The sequence below is a fragment of the Kitasatospora sp. NPDC097691 genome, assembly GCF_040302665.1.
Lineage (GTDB): Bacteria > Actinomycetota > Actinomycetes > Streptomycetales > Streptomycetaceae > Kitasatospora.
Window position 1 is genome coordinate 41486 of the sequence record NZ_JBEORY010000013.1, and the last position, 21482, is coordinate 62967.

Below are 21482 nucleotides of genomic sequence, written 5' to 3' on the forward strand. Positions count from 1 at the left end.
GGCCGGCCGCCACCCCTCCTCCCGCTCACAGGCCCCGGCGAACGCCCGCCGCCGCCTCGCCCTGTCCCGCACCAGCGCCCGCACCCGCGCCACGGCGGCCGCCCCCGCCGGTACGCCGGCTGCCGCCCACTCGGCCCCCCGCATCACCCGACCACCACTTCCTCGCCGAGCACCCGCGACCGCAGTCGCGACAGCCCGCAACTCCGCCCACCCGAACGGGAAGCGGGCGATGGACTGTCGGGAGCCCGCCGGGGCTCACCACGCCCCGGAGGCGCCTCCAGGGCGCCCCTGGCCGCCGACCGGACGATGCGCGCCGTCCAGAGCACGCCCAGCCCCTCCAGGGCCGCCCCCGCCGCAAGGCAGCCCAAGCCTGCAGGGGTGTGCAGCAGGACGGCCAGCGGGTCGGCCCCGAGTGCCGCACCGAGGAGCAGCCCGGCTCCCGGCAGCGCGGCCAGGACGGCGATCGTCGTCCGTGGCCCGGCCAGCTCCCCGGCGATCTCCTCCGCCAGCGCCCGCTCACCGCGCAATGCCTCCGCGACCCGGTCCAGCGCGGCAGCCAGCCCCGCCCCGCTGTCTGCGGCGACCCGCCAGCAGGCCGCGAGAGCCGCCGCCCCGCTCCCGCCCGGCAGTTCGGCCAGCAGGTGGAACGCGGCGGGCACGTCCCCGCCGTAGCGGCCGGCCGCGAGCCGGGCCACCGGCTCCTCGCCGAGCCTGCGCCGCCCGGCCGGGTCGTCGGCGAGCCGACCGGTGACCAGGTGCAGCGCCCGCTCCGGTGTCGCCCCGCCGCGCAACTCCCCGGCCAGCCCGGCGCAGAGCTCCACCACGGCGGCGGCCCGCTGCCGGGCCTCGGCCGCCAGGCGCCGTCGCGACCGCCACCGCCGCAGCGGTAGAACGGCCAGGGCAGCCGCGAGCACCGGCACCGGCGAGGCGGTGGCCTGCCCTGCCGCCAACCCCACGGGCAGGGCCAGCAGTTCGGGCACGAGGACTTCCGATCGCCGGAGCCTGAGCCGGGGCCGGGGCCGGGGCCGGGGCCTCAGCCGTCTCGCCCGAGCCGGGCCCGGCCCCCGTACGGGAGGTCCGCTGCCCGCAAGCACCAGCCTGGAGCGCCGTCCGCCCGGCAGCCGATCCTGCAGCGCTCGCCACCCGGCGGCAGCCACCAGGCACAGCGCCACCGTCCAGGAGAGCGCGAGCTGATCCTTCATCACCAGCCCGACCTCCGTTCCCTGATCACCAGTCCGACGTCCATCGCCATGTCGCCGTCACTCCTTTCTCCTCCAGGCCCCGAGCAACGCCAGGGCGCCGGCGGCGCAGCCGCCGAGCAGCAGGACGAAGGCAAGTTCCACCGCCCGCGCCCACGCGCCCGCGGTCACGACGGCCCTCCGGGTCCCGATCCGAGAGGTCCCGGTCCGAGAGGTCCCGGTCCGAGAGGTCCCGGTCCGAGAGGTCCCGGTCCGAGAGGTCCCGGTCCGAGAGGTCCCGATCCGAGAGGTCCCGATCGGAGAGGTCCCGGTCCGAGAGGTCCTGATCCGAACCCCGGCCCGAGAGCCACCCCACGCGCCGCCAGCAACCCGACCAGCCGTTCCCAGCCCGCCCCGGGAACCAGGCCGCCCGCCGGCGGGAAGGCCACCGCCGGGGTGGTCACCGCCAGCCCGGCGCGGTCCCCGGCCAGGGTGTGGATCTCCGTCACCCGGCGCCGCCCCGAGCCCGGATCCCGGGCCAGGTGCACCACCACGTCCAGCGCGGCCCGCAGTTGGCTGTGCAGCGCCGGCCGGTCGAGTCCGGCGAGTGAGCCCAGGGCCTCCAGCCGGACCGGCACGTCCGCCGCCGTGTTGGCGTGGACCGTGCCGCAGCCGCCTTCGTGTCCGGTGTTCAACGCGGCCAGCAGGTCCGACACCTCGGCGCCGCGCACCTCGCCGATCACCAGCCGGTCCGGGCGCATCCGCAGCGCCTGCCGGACGAGGTCCCTGAGCGTGAACTCGCCCAGCCCTTCCTGGTTGGGCGGCCGGCTCTGCAGCCGGACCACGTGCGGATGGGCCGGCTGCAGCTCGGCGGAGTCCTCGGCGACCACGACCCGCTCGTCCGGCCCGACCAGCCCGAGCAACGCGGCGAGCAACGTGGTCTTGCCCGAGCCCGTCCCACCGGAGACGAGCAGCGACAGCCGTGCCCGCACGATGCCGGCCAGCAGGTCGGCGCCCTGCGGCGGCAGCGCGCCGCCCGCCACCAGCTCGTCGAGCGTGAACGGCCGGGGCCGACACACCCGCAACGAGATGTGCGTGCAGCCGGCCGCGATCGGGGGCAGCACGGCGTGCAGCCGGGTGCCGTCCGGCAGTCGGGCGTCCACCCAGGGCCGGGCGTCGTCCAACCGCCGCCCGGCCGCGGTGGCCAGCCGGTGGGCCAGCCGCCGCACCGCCTCGGCGTCGGCGAAGCGGACTCCGGTGGCCCGGTGCAGGCCGCCGCCACGGTCGACCCACACCTCCTCCGGTCCGTTCACCAGGACGTCCGTGACGTCGGGGGCCGCCAGCAGCCGGTCCAGCGGGCCCGCACCCACCAGTTCGGCGCGCAGCGAGCGCACGGTGTCCAGGACCTCGTCCCCGCCGAGCGGCGGTCGGCTCGCCCGCAACGCGGCCGCGACCGAGCCCGCCGTCGGGGCCGCCCCCGACTCGGCCAGCCGCAGCCGCACCGCGTCCACCAGGGCCGCCGCCCGCTGCTCACGGGCCGTCCGGCCGTACGGGCAGGGCCCGTGCTCGGCCTCCGGCGGCCCTTCGGGCAACGGCACGCTCCGGAGCGGCCGGTGCTCCCGCGTACCGGCACCCGGACCGGGTTCGCCGCCCCGAAGGCCTGCTCTGCGCAGACGGACCATCAGTACACACCTCCTCCGACCGCCGGAACCGGCGGCAGCACCTCGTTCAGGAAGGTCGCGCAGAAGCGCGCGAGCGGGCCGCTCTCCCGGATCCCGGGCGGGACGCCCTTCTCGACGTCCGGGGCCAGACCGGGCTCCGACTCCAACTCCCCCGCCAGCGGCAGCCGCAGTCCGCGGGCGATCCGCTGGGCCGGGAGCCCGCCGGCCCGGACCGGCCGGACCACGGCTCGGACGTCCCCGAGCCGCATCCGGGCCGCCGCCGCGACCCGGTCGGCGGCGGCCACCGCGCGCAGCTCGGCCGGCACCACCAGCAGTGCCAGGTCGGACTGCTCCAGCGCCTGCCCGGCAGCCGCGTCGAGATGACGGGGCACGTCGACCACCACCAGCCCGCCGCGCCGCCGGGAGGCGGCCAGCACACTGCGCATGGCCTCCGGCGGCACGGTCAGGGTGTCGCCGCGGTCCCAGGAGAGGCAGGCCAGCGCCGAGAGCCGTTTGAGCGCCGGCAGCGCCCGGGCCAGTTCGGCCCCGCTGACCCGACCGCGCGAGCCGGCCAGATCGGGCCAGCGCAGCCCGCCTGCGGTCTCGCCGCCGAGCAGGATGTCGAGGCCGCCGCCCAGCGGGTCACCGTCGATGAGCATGGTCCGCCGGCCCGCCCGCGCGGAGGTGACCGCCAGCGCACAGGCCAGCGTGGATGCTCCGGCCCCGCCCCGGCCGCCGAGCACCGCGACGGTGACCGCCGGGGGCCCGCCGCCCTCCGCGGCGTCGGCGATCCGATCGAGGAGCCAGGCCTCCGCGTCGGGCAGGAACAGCACGTGCTCGGCGCCGAGTCGGACGGCCCGGACCCACACACCCGGGTCGTCGAGGTCCAGCCCGAGCAGCAGCACTCCGCCGCGCCGACCCAACTCGGAGCAGGGGACGGCCTGATCGTCCCCGACCAGGACCAGCGAGGCCCCTTCCCAGAGCTCCCGCGTCGGCGGCGCGCCCCGGATCAGCCTCGGCTCGGTGCCCGCCGCCGCGCAGAGCCGCAACAGGTGCTCGGCCAGGCCGTCGTCCTCGGTGACGACGAGCGGCCCGGCGGGGCCGGGGATCTCGGCGGTGACGTGGTCGGCGATCGGCGTCGACATGGTGGTCTCCCCTCCGCGTCGCCGGCCACCGGGGCGGCCGGCGACGCACGTCGGACGGTTCCGGCGGACGGCCGCCCGGCAGACCTCTGGAAGAGGAAGGAGATGAGGCCTGCCCGGCGACCGCCGCCGACCATCACGGTGGGGGGAGATCCGGATTCCGTCATCCACGTTCCGATTGCCTGTGGATAACTCGTGGGCTGTGGATGAAAACGTTCACCCGGGCGGGGGGCTAATCGGCGAAGAATTGACGAAAGGGGGTCACGGAGATGAACCGGCTTGCCGGTCGCGACGGGATCGGAGGATCTCCCGGCGGCCCTCGCGCGCGTAACGCCACCCGCTCGGAGCGGCCCAGCCCCGACGATCGGAACCAGCCGTTCGTTCCTCGGCAGCCATGAGCAAACAGCAACGCAGAGTGACCAAAGGTGGTCGACGGACCGGGGTGCCGACACCCCCTGTACACCGTCGGCAAGGCGCGGGCGCAATGCGCCTCGAAGTGCCTTCAAGCCCCGAAAATGGCCCCGGACGTGCGACGACCCCCGCCGGGGGGGAGAGCGGGGGTCGTCTATCCACAGCCCGACTCGGGGGGGAGGAGCCGGACCGGGTTAGCACGGTCGCGAACGATCCGTGACTTCCATGGTGTACCCGAGCGGCCAGAAACACAAACCCGCACGCCCGCGAGTACGCCGAATGGCGGGGTGTTTTGTGGCTCCCTCTATCCTCGGTTCCCGTGGACACCACCGAGAACGCCGACGACCACGCCGACGAGTCCCCGGGCGGCACCAGCGGGCCCGAAGAGCTCCGCGCACCCGCCCCCACCCGCTCCGGCGGGCTGCGCACGGCGGCCTTCTTCGACCTCGACAAGACCATCATCGCCAAATCGAGCGCGCTGGCCTTCAGCCGCCCCTTCTACCAGGGCGGCCTGATCAACCGTCGGGCCGTACTGCGCAGTGCGTACGCGCAGTTCGTCTTCCTGGTCGGCGGTGCGGACCACGACCAGATGGAGAAGATGCGGGAGTACCTCTCCGCGCTCACGCGGGGCTGGAACGTCCAGCAGGTCCGCGAGATCGTCGCCGAGACCCTGCACAACCTGATCGACCCGATCATCTACGACGAGGCCGCCTCGCTGATCGAGCAGCACCACGCGGCCGGCCGGGACGTGGTGATCGTCAGCAGCTCCGGCTCCGAGGTGGTCGAACCGATCGGCGCCCTGCTCGGCGCGGACCACGTGATCGCCACCCGGTTGAAGGTCGAGGGCGGCTGCTACACCGGCGAGATCGAGTACTACGCCTACGCCGAGAACAAGGCCGCCGCCATCCGGGAGTTGGCCGCGGTCGAGGGCTACGACCTCGCCGCCTCCTACGCCTACAGCGACTCCTCCACCGACCTGCCGCTGCTGGAGGCGGTCGGCCACCCGTCGGCCGTCAACCCCGACCGCGCGCTGCGCAAGGAGGCGCAGGCCCGGGAGTGGCCGGTGCTGGTCTTCGACAAGCCGGTGGAACTGCGGCGGCGGCTGCCCGAGTTCTCCGCTCCGAGCGGTTCGGTGCTGACGGCGGTGGCGGTCGGGACGGCCGCCGTGACCGCCGGGGTGATCTGGTACCTGGCCCGTCGCCGCCGCCCGCCCGTCTGAGGCCCCGCTCCGGCTCTGCTCCGGCCCTGCTCTTGGCCCTGCTCTCGGCCCGCCTCGGACAAAACGGGCAATCGGCACAGACTTCTTGTTTCGGGTTCCCCTTTCGCCCGAAACGCGATACAAATGAAGCACGGCCCGCGAGACCCGGTCAGGACCGAAGAGGTCAAACCGACAACGCAGTTCAGGCCCCACGGACCGCGTGTACAGGTATCCGAGCACCCACATGCAGCCGACCCGCTGTCGGGCCGCCGGACCAGACGAACGGGCAGGATCCCCGTCTGATCGGCACTTCCGGTGCATGCATGGTCACCCGGTACCTGCACCAGCGGCGGCACCCTGGAACATCAGGTGCCGCCGCATCCGTGTGTGCGCGAGTCCGTTCACCGACCCGTCAACCGCTCCGGCCGCTCAGGCCATGCCGCGCTGCATCGCCTCGCAGACCGCCGTGCTCTCCCGCACGCCGAGCCGCAGCGCCGCACCGCAGTGCGCGATCCAGGCCGCCATCCCCTCGGCCGTACCGGCGAGGTAGCCCGCGAGGGCCCGCCGGTAGGTGTCGGTGCCGAGCTCCGCCAGGCCGACCTCGGCCGGGCAGATCGCCTTCGGGTCGAGCCCCTCGGCGATCAGCACGATCCGCTGGGCGGCCCGCGCGATCACCCCGTTGTGGGCACCGAAAGGCCGCAGCGCGAGCAGTTCGCCGTGCACCACCGAGGCCACGACGAGGGCCGGCGTGCCCACGCCCTGCCCCTCCGCGCGCGCCACCAGCAGCCGGGAGAGCTGGTCGAGCCGGGCCGCGACCTCTTCCGCGCCCGGTGCGGGCGGCAGCTCGGGCAGCGGCCCGTCCACGGCCTCGACCCGGACGCTCTCCACCGGTGCCAGTTCCAGCGGGAACAGCACCTCGGCACCCTCCCCCGCCCGGCGCGGGCGCCCGGCGGCCGGGTCTCCGTCGCCGACCGCGAGCAGGTGCAGCCGGGCCAGCACCTGGAGCGGCGAGTGCCGCCAGATGCTGAGCAGCTGACCGGCCTCGGCGGCGATCCGCAGGGCCGCGCCGACCGTGCGGGACTCCGCGTCCGCACTGAAGTCGGTACGGCGGCGGACTTCCTCCAGCGGCCAGTCGGCCCCGGCCAGGGCCGCCGACGCACGGGCTCCGCGCAGCGCGGACTCGGAGGTGACCTCGGCCGCGCGGCGGCGCATCACCCGGTGGCCGTAGAGCCGGTCGACGGCCTTGCGCACCTCGGCCACCGCATCGGGCACCCCGGGGAGCTGGGCCAGCGGGGCGAGGGGATCTGTTCCAGTGCTCACCTACCCGAGAGTAATGAACGGGCCGCCCCTCCCGGAACAGCAACCCCGCATCACCCGTTAGAGGCAATCCTCACTCCCCTCCCCCGGCGAGGCCCAAACCCCGGCTAGCATGGCCACTATCGGAGACGATAACGATTTCCAACTAGCGGGGCGCCCCCACCACCCGCGCCCCTGGACAGGCGGCCCCGAGCGAGGGCCCAGAGCGAGAGCCGGAGTCCCCAGATGAAGATCGCTTTCGTCGGCAAGGGCGGCAGCGGGAAGACCACGCTGTCCGCACTGTTCATCCGCCACCTGGCCGCCGCCGGTCGGCCGGTCATCGCCGTGGACGCCGACATCAACCAGCACCTGGGCCCCGCCCTCGGGCTGACGGACAGCCAGGCCGCCGACCTGCCCTCGCTCGGCGCGCACCTGCCGGAGATCAAGGAGTACCTGCGCGGCAGCAATCCGCTGATCCGCTCGGCCGAGGAGATGATCAAGACCACTCCGCCCGGCCGCGGTTCGCGGCTGCTGCGGATCGTCGAGGAGAACCCGGTCTACGCCGCCTGCGCCCGCCCGATCGCGCTGGACGAGGGCTCGGTCCGGCTGCTGGCGACCGGCGCGTTCACCGAGGAGGACCTCGGGGTGGCCTGCTACCACTCCAAGGTCGGCGCGGTGGAACTGCTCCTCAACCACCTGCTGGACGGCCCCGACGAGTACCTGGTCACCGACATGACGGCAGGCTCGGACTCCTTCGCCTCCGGACTGTTCACCCGTTTCGACCTGACCTTCCTGGTGGCCGAGCCGACCCGCAAGGGCGTGTCCGTCTACCGCCAGTACCGGGACTACGCCAGTGACTTCGGCGTCCGGCTGCGGGTGGTCGGCAACAAGGTGCAGGGGCCGGACGACCTGGCCTTCCTGCGCCGCGAGGTCGGCGACGACCTGCTCACCACCTTCGGGCAGTCGGACTGGGTGCGCCGCCTGGAGCAGGGCGCCGAGCCGCCGCTGAGGTCCCTGGAGCCGGCCAACCGCGCCGTACTGGAGCAGCTGCGGGCCGAGGCCGACGCGGCGTACGGGCGGCGGGACGCGCACCGCTACACCGAGCAGGCCGTACTCTTCCACCGCCGCAACGCAGAGAGTTGGGCCAACGCCAAGGTCGGTATCGACCTGGCGACCCAGGTGGACGAGGGCTTCGTTCCGGGCGGGTTCGCGGACGACCGCGAGCAGCGGACCCCGGCGGGCGCCCACGCCTGACACGCGCGCCACCGCGCCCGGACGGGCCGCGGCCTCCCGCCACCCCGGGGAGGCCGCGGCCCGTTCGCCGTTTCCGGCCCCACCGCTCACCACACCGCACCGCACCGACACCCCACCGCACCGCACCGGCACCCCCAGCACCCCGGAGCCCGGCCGCCCACGGGCCCACCAGCAGATTCCCTGCGGTTCGAACACCACCCGTTGGGGTGAACCAGGGGGTTTTCCGCTTCCCACCCGCAACCACGCTGTGCAAAGCTTTCATTACCCTCGGTTTACCGAGTCTTGATGGTCCGTCCCGACGGGCCCTCGGCGAGACATCCCGCGCCTCGCCCGGGCCCCTGGCGGGCCTGATGGTCAACGCCGGCCGGTGACACCCGCACTCCCCGCCGTGCCCACGCCATCCCGCCACACCGTCGCGACCCACGACAGCCGATCCGCCCGGAGCCCCACCCCGGACTCACCGCCGGACCTGACTGCGTTCGTTCCCCCGGACAGACGGGAAGACAATGACCCTCGACATCTCCAGCGCCCCCATCGCCTCCGACACCACCGACCACGCACCACCGGGCCCCGGTGCCCGGATCCGCTGGGCCCAGGACCTCTCCGCCTCGCTCGTGGTCTTCCTGATCGCCGTGCCGTTCTCCCTCGGCATCGCACTGGCCACCGGCGCCCCGCTCACCGCCGGGCTGGCCGCCGCAGCCGTGGGCGGCATCGCGGTCGGACTGTTCGGCGGCACCACACTCATGGTCAGCGGCCCCTCGGCGGCACTGACCGTGATCACCGCCGGGCTGATCACCCAGTACGGCTGGCAGGCCACCTGCGCCATCACCCTCGCCGCCGGCCTGCTCCAACTCCTGCTCGGCGCACGCCGGGTCGCCCGAACCGCGCTCGCCGTGTCGCCCGCGATCGTGCACGGCATGCTGGCCGGGGTCGGCCTCACCATCGCCATCGCGCAACTGCACGTCGTGCTCGGCGGCTCGCCGCAGAGCTCCGCGATCGCCAACCTCCGTGCCCTGCCAGCGCAGTTGGCCGGTCCGCACCCGTCCGCACTGCTGGTCGGCGCGGTGACCGTGGCCGTCCTGCTCGGCTGGCCCCGGCTCGGCCGACTCCCCGGCCGCGCGGGCCGGCTGGGCGCCCGGGCAGCCCGGGTGCCGGGCCCGCTCGCCGCCGTCGCCCTGGCCACCTCCCTGGCGCTCGCCCTGGACCTGCGGCTCGCCCACATCGAGCTGCCCGCCTGGCAGCCGCACTCCCTCGCACCCGCCCTGCCGCACGGTCCGGTGCTCGGCCTGATCGCCGCCGTCCTCACCGTCACCGCCGTGGCCAGTGTGGAGTCGCTGCTGTCCGCCGTCGCGATCGACCGGATGTCCCGCCGCACCGGCGACCTCGACCGCGAGCTGCGCGGCCAGGGCCTCGCCAACCTGCTGAGCGGCCTGGTCGGCGGGCTGCCGATCGCCGGCGGCGCGGTGCGCAGCACCGCCAACGTGCAGGCCGGCGCGCAGTCCAGGTGGGCCTCGGTACTGCACGGCGTCTGGGTGTTGGCCGCCGCGCTGGCGCTGACCGGCGGGCTGCGCCGGATCCCGCTGGCCGCGCTCGCCGCGCTGGTCCTGGTGGTCGGGCTGCAGATGGTGAGCTTCGCGCACATCCGCAACGTGCACCGGCACCGCGAGTTCCCCGTGTACCTCACCACCGTGATCGCCGTGGTGGCGGCCGGGGTGCTGTGGGGCGTCGCGATCGGGGCCGGCACCGCCGTCCTGCTCGCGCTCTACCGGCTGACCCGAGCCCGGGTGGACGTCGAGACCGGGCCGGCCGGCTCGGTCACCGTCCAGACGCACGGCCCGCTCACCTTCACCGCCGTGCCCCGGCTCAGCCGGGCACTGGCCGGCATCCCGGCCGGGGCCGAGGTCACCGTGGTCCACGACGGTTCCTTCCTGGACCACGCCGCGTACGAGACGCTGCACACCTGGCGCGCCGGACACCAGGACGCGGGCGGCCGGGTCTCGCTGGTGACGAAGCGCCAGGATGACGAGGTGCTCGATCCCGACGGCACGGTGCGCGCGGGCAGTTCACCGGGGCCGCACCGCTGCCGGGCCTGGACACCCTGGGTCGGCCACCACTGCATCGACCAGCAGGAGGACCCGCACGGTCGCCTGCTGGACGGGGTCCGGGTGTTCCAGCTGCACACCGCCCCGCTGATCAGGCCCGAACTCGCCCGGCTGGCACGGGAGGGGCAGACGCCCTCCCAGCTGTTCCTGACCTGCGCGGACTCGCGGATGGTCACCAGCATGATCACCAACAGTGGCCCGGGCGACCTCTTCACCGTCCGCAACGTGGGCAACCTGGTGCCGGCCCCGTTCGAGCCAGGCGCGGCCGACGACTCGGTGGCCGCTGCGGTGCAGTACGCGGTCGAGGTGCTGGAGGTGCGCTCGATCACGGTCTGCGGCCACTCCGGTTGCGGTGCGATGAAGGCCCTGCTGGACGGCGTGCACGAGCACCCCGGTCCGCCCACCCCGTTGGCCCGCTGGCTGCGCAACGGCCGCGGCTCGCTGGACCGGCTCCGACGGGCGCCCGCGGAGTTCTCCACCCGGGCCGTGGTGGACCCGGTGGAGCAGCTCTGCATCACCAACGTGGTGCAGCAACTGGACCAGCTGATGGCGAACCCGGCAGTGGAGCGGCGGGTCGAGGAGGGCAACCTGCGACTGGTCGGGATGTACTTCGACTTCGCGACCGCCCAGGCCTACGTCCTGGACCGCGCCGCCGGGACGTTCAGCCCGATCGAGGCCCGCGCCGACGGCCGCGCCCGGACCGGGGCGGGGACTGGGACCGGGACTGGGACTGGGACCGGACCCGGGGCCGGGACAGGCGAGGCATCCGCCGAACGGGTGATTGAGGACGGTCTGGTTCCGTCCGGCGGCGGCGAGGAGGGTCCCCAGCTGGCCGCCTGAGAGCCGGGTCCGTGTCCCCGCCGGGCGGGCCGGGGCACGGGCCCACCGGCCCTCGTGCGGTCTCCCGCTCGCGGGCGGCGGACCGCACGGGTCTCCACCCGGCCGACAGTCAAAGGTCTACACCAATTTCAAGGAGCCTCTTGTCAACTGCCCCGTTCGCCTGGTGAGCTGTGCGCTGGGACACACGGGACAATCCCCACGCACGGGAGCGTCCCCGATCATGACTCGATGAGGAGTGCGTGTTGAGCAACGAGAGCCTGGCCAACCTGCTCAAGGAGGAGCGGCGCTTCGCTCCGCCGGCAGAGCTCGCCGCAGCCGCCAACGTCACCGCGGCCGCGTACGCGCAGGCCTCCGAGGACCGCCTGGCGTTCTGGGCCGAGCAGGCCCGCCGCCTCAGCTGGGCCGTCGAGCCGACCGAGACACTGGACTGGTCGAACCCGCCGTTCGCCAAGTGGTTCGCCGACGGCAGCCTCAACGTGGCCTACAACTGCGTCGACCGCCACGTCGAGAACGGCCTGGGCGACCGGGTCGCCATCCACTTCGAGGGCGAGCCCGGCGACAGCCGCTCCCTGACCTACGCCCAGCTCAAGGACGAGGTCTCCCAGGCCGCCAACGCCCTGCTCGAACTCGGCGTCCGCAAGGGCGACCGCGTCGCCGTCTACCTCCCGATGATCGCCGAGGCCGTCGTCGCGATCCTGGCCTGCGCCCGCATCGGCGCCACCCACTCGGTGGTCTTCGGCGGCTTCTCCGCCGACGCCGTCGCCTCCCGCATCCAGGACGCCCAGGCCAAACTCGTCATCACCGCCGACGGCGGCTACCGCCGCGGCAAGCCCTCCGCCCTCAAGCCCGCCATCGACGAGGCCCTCACCAAGGCCGACGGCGTCGAGCACGTCCTGGTCATCCGCCGCACCGGCCAGGACATCGCCTGGACCGAGGGCCGCGACGTGTGGTGGCACGAGATCACCGCCCGCCAGTCCACCGAGCACACCCCCGAGCCGCACGAGGCCGAACACCCGCTGTTCATCCTCTACACCTCCGGCACCACCGGGAAGCCCAAGGGCATCCTGCACACCTCCGGCGGCTACCTCACCCAGGCCAGCTACACCCACCACGCGGTCTTCGACCTCAAGCCGGAGACCGACGTCTACTGGTGCACCGCCGACATCGGCTGGGTCACCGGCCACTCGTACATCGTCTACGGACCGCTGTCCAACGGCGCCACCCAGGTCATCTACGAGGGCACCCCCGACACCCCGCACCAGGGCCGGTTCTGGGAGATCGTCCAGAAGTACGGCGTGACCATCCTCTACACCGCGCCCACCGCGATCCGCACCTTCATGAAGTGGGGCGACGACATCCCCGCGAAGTTCGACCTCTCCAGCCTGCGGGTGCTGGGCAGCGTCGGCGAGCCGATCAACCCCGAGGCGTGGATCTGGTACCGCGAGCACATCGGCGCCGGCAAGGCCCCGATCGTGGACACCTGGTGGCAGACCGAGACCGGCGCCATCATGATCAGCCCGCTGCCCGGCGTCACCGAGACCAAGCCCGGCTCCGCCCAGCGCGCCCTGCCCGGCATCGCGGCCACCGTCGTCGACGACAACGCCGCCGAGGTCCCCAACGGCTCGGGCGGCTACCTCGTCCTCACCGAGCCCTGGCCCTCCATGCTCCGTACCATCTGGGGCGACGACCAGCGCTACATCGACACCTACTGGTCCCGCTTCGAGGGCCGCTACTTCGCCGGCGACGGCGCCAAGAAGGACGAGGACGGCGACATCTGGCTCCTCGGCCGCGTCGACGACGTCATGCTCGTCTCCGGCCACAACATCTCCACCACCGAGGTCGAGTCCGCCCTGGTCGGCCACCCCTCCGTCGCCGAGTCGGCCGTCGTCGGCGCCACCGACGCCACCACCGGCCAGGCCATCGTCGCCTTCGTGATCCTGCGCGGCGGCGTCACCGAGACCCCCGAACTCGTCGACGAACTGCGCGCCCACGTCGGCCGCACCCTGGGCCCCATCGCCAAGCCCAAGCAGATCAAGGTCGTCGGTGAACTCCCCAAGACCCGCTCCGGCAAGATCATGCGCCGCCTCCTGCGCGACATCGCCGAAGGCCGCGAGGTCGGCGACACCACCACGCTGGCCGACAGCTCGGTCATGAGCCAGATCCAGGCCCAGCTGCCGCCCTCGGACAACGGCAACGGCTGATCCGGCGGAGACAGCGACTGTGCCCCGGGCGGTGATCACCGCCCGGGGCACAGTCGTCGACACCCGGGGCACGGTCGTCGACAGGGGGCGAGGAGGCAACGGACATGCCTCCGGGCGTGAGGGTGTGGGGTTCCTCCGGCGCCCGGGGGGCGGACAACGGACGACGGGCGACGGGCGACGGGCGCACGTTCACCCGAGTGCAGGCGGCCGAGGCCGTGCGGGCGCCGGGCCGCTGGTCCGCCGGAGTGCAGAACCGGCCCACAGGGCTTAAGTCCTTTAACAGGACAATCCGGATGTCACCCGAACACCCCGTTAGACTGTTAAGGACGCATCAAGATCCCCCCACCGGGGATCCGGGCGTCACAGGGCGAGCCGGGAAGTCTGGTCGGCAACTGCACCACCCGTGTATCCGTTGCCGCTCCCCGCCCCAGGAGGTCCCGCGTGACCGACCAGCCGTCCGTCCACGAGCCGACGACCCGCCGCCGGCAGTTCCTCGGCCGGCTGCCACTGCCCGAGCGCACCTTCATCACCGACGCCCTGCGCACCGAGACGGTCGGCGGAGTGTTGCTGCTCGGCGCCGCCGTCATCGCGCTGATCTGGGCCAACGTCTGGCCGCAGGCGTACCAGAGCATGCTCGACTACACCGTCGGCCCCTCCTCCCCGCTGCACCTCGACCTCTCGCTGGCCACCTGGGCCAAGGACGGGCTGCTGACGATCTTCTTCTTCGTCGCCGGGATCGAGCTCAAGCGCGAGTTCGTCGCGGGCGAGCTGCGCACACCGAGCGCCGCGGTGCTGCCCGTCATCGCCGCCGTCTGCGGGGTGGCACTGCCCGCGATCCTGTACGCCCTGGTGAACTCCGGCAGTGGCGGACACCCCAGCGGCTGGGCGATCCCGACCGCCACCGACATCGCCTTCGCCCTCGGCGTGCTGGCCGTGGTCGGCAGCCACCTGCCCTCGGCGCTGCGCGCCTTCCTGCTCACCCTGGCCGTCGTGGACGACCTGATCGCGATCCTGATCATCGCGATCTTCTACAGCTCCGGCATCAAGTTCTGGGCGCTCGGGCTGGCCCTAGCCGGGCTGGTGCTGTTCTGGTTCCTGCACCGGCGCGGGGTGCACGGCTGGTACCTGTTCGTGCCGCTGGCGCTGGTGACCTGGGCCCTGATGCACGAGAGCGGCATCCACGCCACGGTCGCGGGCGTCGCGATGGGCCTGATGCTGCGCTGCCACCGGGAGGGCGACGAGCAGCACTCCCCCGGCGAGCACATCGAGCACCTGGTGCGCCCGTTCTCGGCCGGTCTGGCCGTCCCGCTGTTCGCGCTGTTCTCGGCCGGGGTGACGATCTCCGGCACGGCGCTGCGCGAGGTGTTCACCCAGGCCGTGCCGATCGGCATCGTGGTCGGTCTGCTGGTCGGCAAGTCGGTGGGCATATTCGGCGGCACCTGGCTGACCGCCCGGTTCACCCGGGCCGAGCTGAACCCGCAGCTCAAGTGGGCCGACATGGTGGCCGTCTCGGTACTCGCGGGCATCGGCTTCACCGTCTCGCTGCTCATCAGCGAGCTCGCCTTCCCGGACGATCCGGCGCTCGCCGACCGGGCCAAGACGGCCGTGCTGGTCGGCTCACTGCTCTGCGCGACGATCGCCACCGTGCTGCTGAAGCTGCGCAACCAGCACTACCGCGCGCTGTGCGAGGAGGAGGAGCGGGACGTGGACGAGGACGGCGTCCCGGACATCTACCAGGAGGACGACCCGGCCTGGCAGGCCCGGATCGCAGAGCGGGCCCGGACGTCGGGCCGGGCCCACCCCTCGGGCCGGGCCCACGCCTCGGAGCGGCCCCGACCGCTGCCCGGCGAGGCCTCCGGGGCCACCGGGGCCACCCTGGATTCCGAAAGCTCCCGGGACCCCCGGGACTCCCAGGGCTCCCGGGACCCGGGGGACTCCTCGGCGGGCCGCTGACGGTCCCTCCGGAGCTCCGCGCCACGGCCTCCGGGCCCGCCCCGGAGCCCGGCCGCAGAACCTCCCCGGAGCCCCTCCCGGAAGCCCCCGGAGGCCTCACGCGGCCGGGACACGTCCCTCCGGCGGGGCCCCGGAGTGGTGTCCGACTGACCGGTAGGGGCATGATTCTGAGCTGTCGACAATCCACTGACGCCTCGGGGACCCCCCACCGGCCCCCGGAACCGCAGACCGCGGTGGCGTCATGCCGCACAGCCGCAGAGGAGAACCGCTGATGCCCGCAGGAGCCGCAGACCCGTCCAGCAACGGCCGGGCGCCCTACGAGGGCGAGCGTTCGGTGGGGCAGCTGTTCGCGGCGGCCACCGCCGACCTGTCCGCGCTGGTCCACGACGAGATCGCGCTCGCCAAGGCCGAGATCCGGGCGGACGTCAAGCGCGGTGTCTCCGGCGGCGTCTCGCTGACGGTCGCCGGTGTGGTGGCGCTGTTCTCGATCCCGATGCTGAGCGCCGCCGCGGCCTACGGCATCCACGCGCTGGGTCTGTCGCTGGGCTGGTCCTTCCTCATCGTGGCGGGCGCCTACCTGCTGCTCGCGGCACTGCTCGGGATGCTGGCGTACCGCTCGTTCAAGAAGATCGAGCCGCCGCACCGCACCATCGAGGGCGCCCAGAAGACCGCCGACGTGCTGAAGAACGCCCGGCCGCGCCCGGCCACCAAGGAGGAGATCGACCGGGCCCTGGGCCGCATCCCGTAAAGCGCTCGCGTCAACGGCCGCCCCGCCGGCGCCCCCCGACAGTGAGTGCCGGGCACGTGTCCGGCGCGCGGATGTGACACGCTCTCGGTATGCCGCTTGACCAGAAGCCCGTACCCGCGCAGCCGTCCGCCGGTTCCGGCCCCGACTCCGGGCCCGGCCTCGTCCCCGAAGGCGTCGGCCCGACCCCCGGGCGGGGGCCCGCCGGGGCGGCCGTCGAGGCGGGCGCCGGGGCCGATCCAGCGGCCGGAGGCGAAGTCAGGGCCGGGGCCGGGGCCGAGGCGTGGAGCATCCGGCAGGCCGGCCCGTGGACGCACCGCGACCTCGCGGCCAACGGCGCCCGCTTCCACATCGCCGAGCTGGGCTCAGGCCCGCTCGTGCTGCTGGTGCACGGCTGGCCCGAGTACTGGTGGGCGTGGCGCCACCAGCTGACCGCGCTCGCCGAGGCCGGCTACCGGGCGGTGGCGCTCGACCTGCGGGGCATCGGCGGCAGCGACCGCACCCCGCGCGGGTACGACCCGGGCAACCTCGCCCTGGACATCACCGGGGTCATCCGCTCGCTCGGTGAGCGCCGGGCCCACCTGGTCGGGCACGCCTCCGGCGGCACCCTGTCCTGGGTGGCGGCGGTGATGCGCCCGTCCGTCATCCAGAGCCTGACCGTGGTCTCCGCCGCGCACCCGCGGGACCTGCGCCGGGCACTGCTGACCGACCGCCGCCAGTTCGCCGCCTTCGAGCACGTGCTGGGCTTCCAGCGGCCGTGGATACCGGAACGCCGGCTGGTGGCCGACGACGCCGCGCTGGTCGGCCGCTACCTGACCTCCTGGACCGGCCCGAACGGCCTGGACGAGGCCGCGGTGCACGCGTACCGGCAGGCCATCCAGATCCCCAGCACCGCGCACTGCTCGATCGAGCCGTACCGCTGGCTGATGCGGTCGATGGCCCGGCCGGACGGCATCCAGTTCGCCCGCCGGATGAAGAAGCCGATCACCGCGCCGACCCTGCACGTCCAGGGCGCGGCGGACCCGGTGCTGCTGTCGCACACCGCGCTCGGCGGCGGCGAGTACGTGGCCGCGCCGTACCGCTGGCGGCTGCTGCCGGGGGTCGGGCACTTCCCGCACGAGGAGGCGCCGGAGGAGTTCACCGCCGAGCTGCTGGACTGGGTCGGGCGCCACAAGGAGTGACGGACGCGGGCTCCCGGGGCGGCCGCCCGTGCGACGTCACGGAGGGGCGCCCGGGTCCAACTGCCCCGACGTTGGGTTCATATGACAATCGCATAGGCCAATTTCGGCACAGCCCGGGCGGTTACCCCCACCGGCCCAGGGGCATCCATTCCGGTATGAGTTGGATGCCCGATCGCGGCGCCGCCCCGCGCGGCCGACGCCAGAACAGCCCCCAGCGTTCCGCCCACCGCCCCGACCGGGCGGACGACCTCGGCTTCGACGGCCTCGACGGCCGTCAGCGCACGGAGCGGCGGGAGCTCGGCATCCCGCGCATCCTCGGCCGGCGCGCCCGCTGGGTGGGCGCACGACTGCGGCGCGAGACCTGAGGCCTCGCGCCGCGTGAGTCGGCAGTGGCGGGCGGCCGGTCGGCGGCCGCCCGGCCCGCACCGCTCAGTTCGTGATCGGCGACAGCGCCGTGAACCAGAGCAGGACGAAGGTCGCCACCGACATGATCGGCACCAGCACCTTGGTCTCCACGCTGTTGCCGCTGCGCTTGATCAGCACGACCTCGTAGCGCTCCTTGTGCGGCCAGAGCAGCGGCGCGCCCTTCTTGGTCAGGCAGTCCCCCAGCAGGTGCGCCAGCGTGCCCAGCGCCACCGCGTACGGCAGCCAGCCGGGCGAGTTGGGCATCCAGGTGTTCATCCCGAAGGTGCCGAGCGCGGAGAGCCCGATGACGGTGATCCAGGTCTGCGGGCCGTCGCCCGGCGGGCAGAGCCGCAGCGCCCGGATCGCGAGCGCCAGCAGGAAGAAGGTCAGTGCCAGCGTGAAGTTGCGGCCCAGGTAGGTGACGCCGGCCCAGGTGCCGGCGCCCATCAGCCCGACGAACAGCAGCGAGTGGGTGGCGTGCCGGTGACCGCCGGAGGCCCAGGCCACGACGCGGCAGAGCGCCTTGGAGACCGGGCCGAGGAAGTTGGCGATCGAGCCGTCGTGGTGGTCGAGGTCCGGCAGCAGGGCCGCCCCCGCGCACAGCACCGTGCCCATCAGTATGTCCGCCGGCTGCAGCGTGGTGTGCAGCAGCAGCGGGGGCAGGAAGGGGGCCGACGCCGCGTACAGCATCGCCCCGCTCACCGCGTGCGAATGACCCATCATCGGACTGCCACGTCCTCCCGTCGGCCCACTCCGGGACGGCACCCGGTTGAGCCGAACGGGTGAGCGCGGCCGACGCTACCAGGGCGGGCTGACGGGACGACGGATATCGCTCGGCCCGGCCCGGCGCGGGACCGGCCCGATCGCCGCCGGTCCCGCGCCGGGGCGCCCCCGTCAGAGCGCGCAGCCCTGGGTGTCCACCCGGGCGGTCGCGGCGCTGCCCTGCTGGACGTCCTCGCGGACCTCGGCCGCGGTCAGCACGTACCCGGTGTCGGCGCTGTCCAGGGACTTGGCGAACACCACGCCGTACACCTGGCCGTCCGGGGTGAGCAGCGGGCCGCCGCTGTTGCCCTGGCGGACCGTCGAGCGCACCGAGTAGACGTCGCGCACCACCTGGCCGCGGTGGTAGATGTCCGGGCCGTTGGCCTGGATCCGGCCGCGGATGCGGGCGGGCTGGACGTTGAAGGCGCCGTTCTCGGGGAAGCCGGCCACGATCGCGCTGTCGTTGGTCTTCGCCTCGCCCGCGAAGGTGAGGGCTGGCGCGTTCAGCTTGGGCACGTCCAGGATCGCGATGTCGCGCTGCCAGTCGTAGCGGACCACCGTCGCGTCGTACAGCTGGCCGACGCCGCCGATCTGCACCGTCGGCTCGTTGACCCCGCCGACCACGTGGGCGTTGGTCATCACCCGGTGCGGGGCGAAGACGAAGCCGCTGCCCTCCAGGGTCTTGCCGCAGGAGGTCGCGGTGCCGACCACCTTGACCAGGCTCTGCTTGGCCCGCGCCACCGCCGGGCTGGCGGCCAGCGCCGGGTCCGGGGTGTCGACCTGGGTGATCGGCTCGTGCTCGAACGGGTTGAAGACCTGCGGGAAGCCGTTGCGGGCGAGCACCTTGGAGAAGTCCGAGAACCAGTTCGGCGCGTCGGAGGGCAGCGCGTTCTGCACGCCGCCGAGGATCGCCGAGGAGCGGACCTGCTTGGACACCGTCGGCAGCGAGGCACCGGCCAGCGCCGAGCCGATCAGCCAGGCCACCAGCAGCATCGAGACCACGTTCACCACCGACCCGCCGGCCGCGTCCAGCACCCGGGCCGGACGGCGGTCGATGTGGCCGCGCAGCTTCCAGCCGAAGTGCGCGGTGATCGCCTGGCCCATCGCGGCGAAGACGATCACCACCACCACCGCCACCACCGAGGCGGTGGTGCCGGGGCTCAGGTGGTCCAGCAGCAGCGGCAGCAGTTCGACGGCCAGCAGGCCGCCGCCGAGGAAACCGACCAGCGAGAGGACACCGACCACGAAGCCCTGCCGGTAGCCCGACACGGCGAATCCGACGGCAGCGGCGATCAGCAGGACATCCAGGACGTTCACCACGACACCCTCCCACGGCCCGGCGGCCGGGTGTACCGACGACCTGTCACGAGGCGCCGCCGCCTCACGGGGCTCCGGCGTCGCCGCCCGGCAGCACGCGGGAGTGCTCGAGGTCGCCCTGGACCAGCGCCAGCGCGTCGTCCGAGAGGTCGACGATCCGGGACGGGTCCCAGGGCAGCTCCAGTCCGCTGTGGTGCAGCACCCGGTCGATCACCCCGGCGGTGAAGCCCCAGACCAGCCGCCCGGCGACCGCGAAGGCCGGACCGATGTGCCCCGACGGGTGGCGCAGCCGCACCCGGTTCGCCGGATCGGCCAGGTCGTCGATCGACACCCGGAACACCGCGCCGGTCTCGCCCTGGTCCACCGGGTGCACCGGCGACTCCTCGCGCCACCAGCCGAGCACCGGGGTCACCACGAAGCGGCTCACCGGGATGTACAGCCGCGGCAGCGCCGCGAACACCTGCACCCCGGCCGGGTCCAGGCCGGTCTCCTCCCACGCCTCGCGCAGCGCCGCGGCGATCGGGCCCGGACCGTCCGGGTCGCCGTCCTCCGGGTCCAGCGCGCCGCCGGGGAAGGACGGCTGGCCGGCGTGCGAGCGCAATGAGCGGGCCCGCTCGATCAGCAGCAGGTCCGGCCCCTCCGGGCCCTCGCCGAACAGCATCAGCACGGCCGCCGCCCGGCCGCCGTCGGCCGGCGGCAGGAAGCGGCTCAGCTGCTCCGGCAGCACCCGCTCGGCCGCCTCCCGGACCGGCTCCAGCCAGGCCGGCAGGTCGTCCCGCTCGATCCCGCGCGTGATCATTCCGCCACCGCCAGGTCCGCGACCTGCCCGTGGTGGGCGGCGGCGTCCGCGCGGGCGGCCGCCTCGCCGGGGTAGTCCGCCGGGGGCCTCAGCCGTTGTCCGGGCCGGCCGCCCATCTCGTACTTGAGCAGCTTGCGTGCCTGCTCCGGGTCGGTCACGCCCTCGCCGTACGCGGGGCAGAGCGGCGCGATCGGGCAGGCGCCGCAGGCCGGCTTCTGGGAGTGGCAGATCCGGCGGCCGTGGAAGACCACGCGGTGCGAGAGCATCGTCCACTCCGACTTCGGGAAGATCTCCGCGACGGCGGCCTCGACCTTCACCGGGTCCTCCTCGGCCGTCCAGCCGAACCGTCGGGCCAGGCGGCCGAAATGGGTGTCGACGGTGATCCCGGGGACCCCGAAGGCGTTGCCCAGCACGACGTTGGCGGTCTTGCGGCCGACGCCCGGCAGGGTCACCAGATCGGCCAGGCGGCCGGGGACCTCTCCGCCGAACCCGTCACGCAGCGCGATCGAGAGGCCGATCAGCGACTTCGCCTTGTTCCGGAAGAAGCCGGTCGGACGGATGATCTCCTCCAGCTCCTCCGGGTTCGCCGCCGCCATGTCCTCCGGCGTCGGGTACTTCGCGAACAGCGCGGGGGTGGTCTGGTTCACCCGGAGGTCGGTGGTCTGCGCCGACAGCACGGTGGCCACCAGCAGTTGGAAGGGGTTCTCGAAGTCCAGCTCCGGATGCGCGTACGGGTACAGCTCCGCCAGCTCACGGTTGATCTTCCGGGCCCGCCGCACCATCGCCAGGTGCGACTCGGGCTTCCTCGGCTTCACGGCGGGCCTCTTCGCCGCCCGCTTCACCGCCGGCTCGGCCTTCGGCGCCGCCGCTTTCCGGACCTTGCTCTCTGCCATGCACGAAGGCTACGCCGACCGGGGGGTGACTCGGGGGCGATCATGCGGGCCGGCAGACCCGGCAGGGCGTGTTCCTCGGAAGAATCCTCGGCGGGAGCGATGAGTTCTGCGGCGGGCGCCGGTCTACCCCTGTGACCGGATCGC

16 protein-coding genes are annotated in these 21482 nt (G+C 73.7%); 8 read left to right on the forward strand and 8 right to left on the reverse strand.

The genetic code is table 11. From position 1 onward, the window contains the following. Positions 1-143 precede the first annotated feature (143 nt). From ABTY56_RS12115 to ssd, 3 genes are all read right to left on the reverse strand, one after another. Positions 144-980, reverse strand: coding sequence for a type II secretion system F family protein (locus ABTY56_RS12115; RefSeq protein WP_350628542.1), 837 nt, complete (start codon positions 978-980; stop codon positions 144-146). 386 nt (positions 981-1366) lie between these two features. Beyond that, entirely contained in the window at positions 1367-2770 is a 1404-nt protein-coding gene (locus ABTY56_RS12120; protein WP_502893092.1) for a TadA family conjugal transfer-associated ATPase, read from the reverse strand. An 89-nt stretch (positions 2771-2859) separates the two neighbouring features. Further along, on the reverse strand, positions 2860-3984 hold the full coding sequence (ssd, locus tag ABTY56_RS12125) for a septum site-determining protein Ssd (RefSeq protein WP_350628544.1): 1125 nt from the start codon (positions 3982-3984) through the stop codon (positions 2860-2862). Positions 3985-4813: 829 nt separating this feature from the next. Here ssd and ABTY56_RS12130 point away from each other — a divergent pair. Continuing rightward, positions 4814-5611 carry an HAD family hydrolase gene (locus tag ABTY56_RS12130; RefSeq protein WP_350628655.1) on the forward strand — a complete coding sequence of 266 codons (798 nt, stop codon included), beginning with the start codon at positions 4814-4816 and terminating at the stop codon, positions 5609-5611. A gap of 408 nt (positions 5612-6019) precedes the next feature. On the opposite strand, the gene ABTY56_RS12135 is transcribed toward ABTY56_RS12130, so the two are convergent. Beyond that, positions 6020-6910, reverse strand: coding sequence for a Fic family protein (locus ABTY56_RS12135; protein ID WP_350628545.1), 891 nt, complete (start codon positions 6908-6910; stop codon positions 6020-6022). Positions 6911-7132: 222 nt separating this feature from the next. Here ABTY56_RS12135 and ABTY56_RS12140 point away from each other — a divergent pair, with 222 nt between their 5' ends. The 7 genes from ABTY56_RS12140 to ABTY56_RS12170 all read left to right on the forward strand — a co-directional run bounded on the left by ABTY56_RS12140 (position 7133) and on the right by ABTY56_RS12170 (position 17527). Next, on the forward strand, positions 7133-8140 hold the full coding sequence (locus ABTY56_RS12140) for an ATP-binding protein (protein WP_350628546.1): 1008 nt from the start codon (positions 7133-7135) through the stop codon (positions 8138-8140). Positions 8141-8646: 506 nt separating this feature from the next. Beyond that, complete coding sequence (locus ABTY56_RS12145; RefSeq protein ID WP_350628547.1) at positions 8647-11082, forward strand: SulP family inorganic anion transporter; 2436 nt, start codon at positions 8647-8649, stop codon at positions 11080-11082. 242 nt (positions 11083-11324) lie between these two features. Then, complete coding sequence (gene acs / locus ABTY56_RS12150) at positions 11325-13283, forward strand: acetate--CoA ligase (protein ID WP_350628548.1); 1959 nt, start codon at positions 11325-11327, stop codon at positions 13281-13283. Between the two features lie 441 nt (positions 13284-13724). Next, positions 13725-15236 carry a Na+/H+ antiporter NhaA gene (nhaA, locus tag ABTY56_RS12155; RefSeq protein WP_350628549.1) on the forward strand — a complete coding sequence of 504 codons (1512 nt, stop codon included), beginning with the start codon at positions 13725-13727 and terminating at the stop codon, positions 15234-15236. 271 nt (positions 15237-15507) lie between these two features. Further along, the gene (locus ABTY56_RS12160; protein ID WP_350628550.1) at positions 15508-15984 is read left to right on the forward strand and encodes a phage holin family protein; all 477 of its coding nucleotides are present in this window, start codon (positions 15508-15510) and stop codon (positions 15982-15984) included. An 89-nt stretch (positions 15985-16073) separates the two neighbouring features. Beyond that, positions 16074-17162: an alpha/beta fold hydrolase gene (locus ABTY56_RS12165; RefSeq protein WP_350628551.1), complete on the forward strand. Its 1089-nt coding sequence runs from the start codon at positions 16074-16076 to the stop codon at positions 17160-17162. 155 nt (positions 17163-17317) lie between these two features. Further along, entirely contained in the window at positions 17318-17527 is a 210-nt protein-coding gene (locus ABTY56_RS12170) for a hypothetical protein (protein ID WP_350628552.1), read from the forward strand. A 64-nt stretch (positions 17528-17591) separates the two neighbouring features. On the opposite strand, the gene ABTY56_RS12175 is transcribed toward ABTY56_RS12170, so the two are convergent. The 4 genes from ABTY56_RS12175 to nth all read right to left on the reverse strand — a co-directional run bounded on the left by ABTY56_RS12175 (position 17592) and on the right by nth (position 21338). After that, positions 17592-18290, reverse strand: a complete 699-nt coding sequence (locus ABTY56_RS12175) for a metal-dependent hydrolase (protein WP_350628553.1) — start codon at positions 18288-18290, stop codon at positions 17592-17594. 171 nt (positions 18291-18461) lie between these two features. After that, positions 18462-19646, reverse strand: a complete 1185-nt coding sequence (locus ABTY56_RS12180; protein WP_350628554.1) for a MarP family serine protease — start codon at positions 19644-19646, stop codon at positions 18462-18464. Positions 19647-19710: 64 nt separating this feature from the next. Next, entirely contained in the window at positions 19711-20445 is a 735-nt protein-coding gene (locus tag ABTY56_RS12185) for an NUDIX hydrolase (protein WP_350628555.1), read from the reverse strand. Next, positions 20442-21338 (reverse strand): endonuclease III, encoded by an 897-nt coding sequence (nth, locus tag ABTY56_RS12190; RefSeq protein WP_350628556.1) that lies wholly within the window; start codon positions 21336-21338, stop codon positions 20442-20444. The genes ABTY56_RS12185 and nth overlap by 4 nt, the downstream gene beginning before the upstream one ends. Positions 21339-21482 lie beyond the last annotated feature (144 nt).

What these genes read in the sequence shown, in the direction of transcription:
- ssd (WP_350628544.1), bottom strand. Translation starts at nt 3,984, where the DNA reads ATGTCGACGCCGATCGCCGACCACGTCACCGCCGAGATCCCCGGCCCC.
- ABTY56_RS12140 (WP_350628546.1), top strand. Translation starts at nt 7,133, where the DNA reads ATGAAGATCGCTTTCGTCGGCAAGGGCGGCAGCGGGAAGACCACGCTG.
- ABTY56_RS12145 (WP_350628547.1), top strand. Translation starts at nt 8,647, where the DNA reads ATGACCCTCGACATCTCCAGCGCCCCCATCGCCTCCGACACCACCGAC.
- ABTY56_RS12160 (WP_350628550.1), top strand. Translation starts at nt 15,508, where the DNA reads ATGCCCGCAGGAGCCGCAGACCCGTCCAGCAACGGCCGGGCGCCCTAC.
- ABTY56_RS12165 (WP_350628551.1), top strand. Translation starts at nt 16,074, where the DNA reads ATGCCGCTTGACCAGAAGCCCGTACCCGCGCAGCCGTCCGCCGGTTCC.
- ABTY56_RS12170 (WP_350628552.1), top strand. Translation starts at nt 17,318, where the DNA reads ATGAGTTGGATGCCCGATCGCGGCGCCGCCCCGCGCGGCCGACGCCAG.
- ABTY56_RS12175 (WP_350628553.1), bottom strand. Translation starts at nt 18,290, where the DNA reads ATGATGGGTCATTCGCACGCGGTGAGCGGGGCGATGCTGTACGCGGCG.
- ABTY56_RS12185 (WP_350628555.1), bottom strand. Translation starts at nt 20,445, where the DNA reads ATGATCACGCGCGGGATCGAGCGGGACGACCTGCCGGCCTGGCTGGAG.
- nth (WP_350628556.1), bottom strand. Translation starts at nt 21,338, where the DNA reads ATGGCAGAGAGCAAGGTCCGGAAAGCGGCGGCGCCGAAGGCCGAGCCG.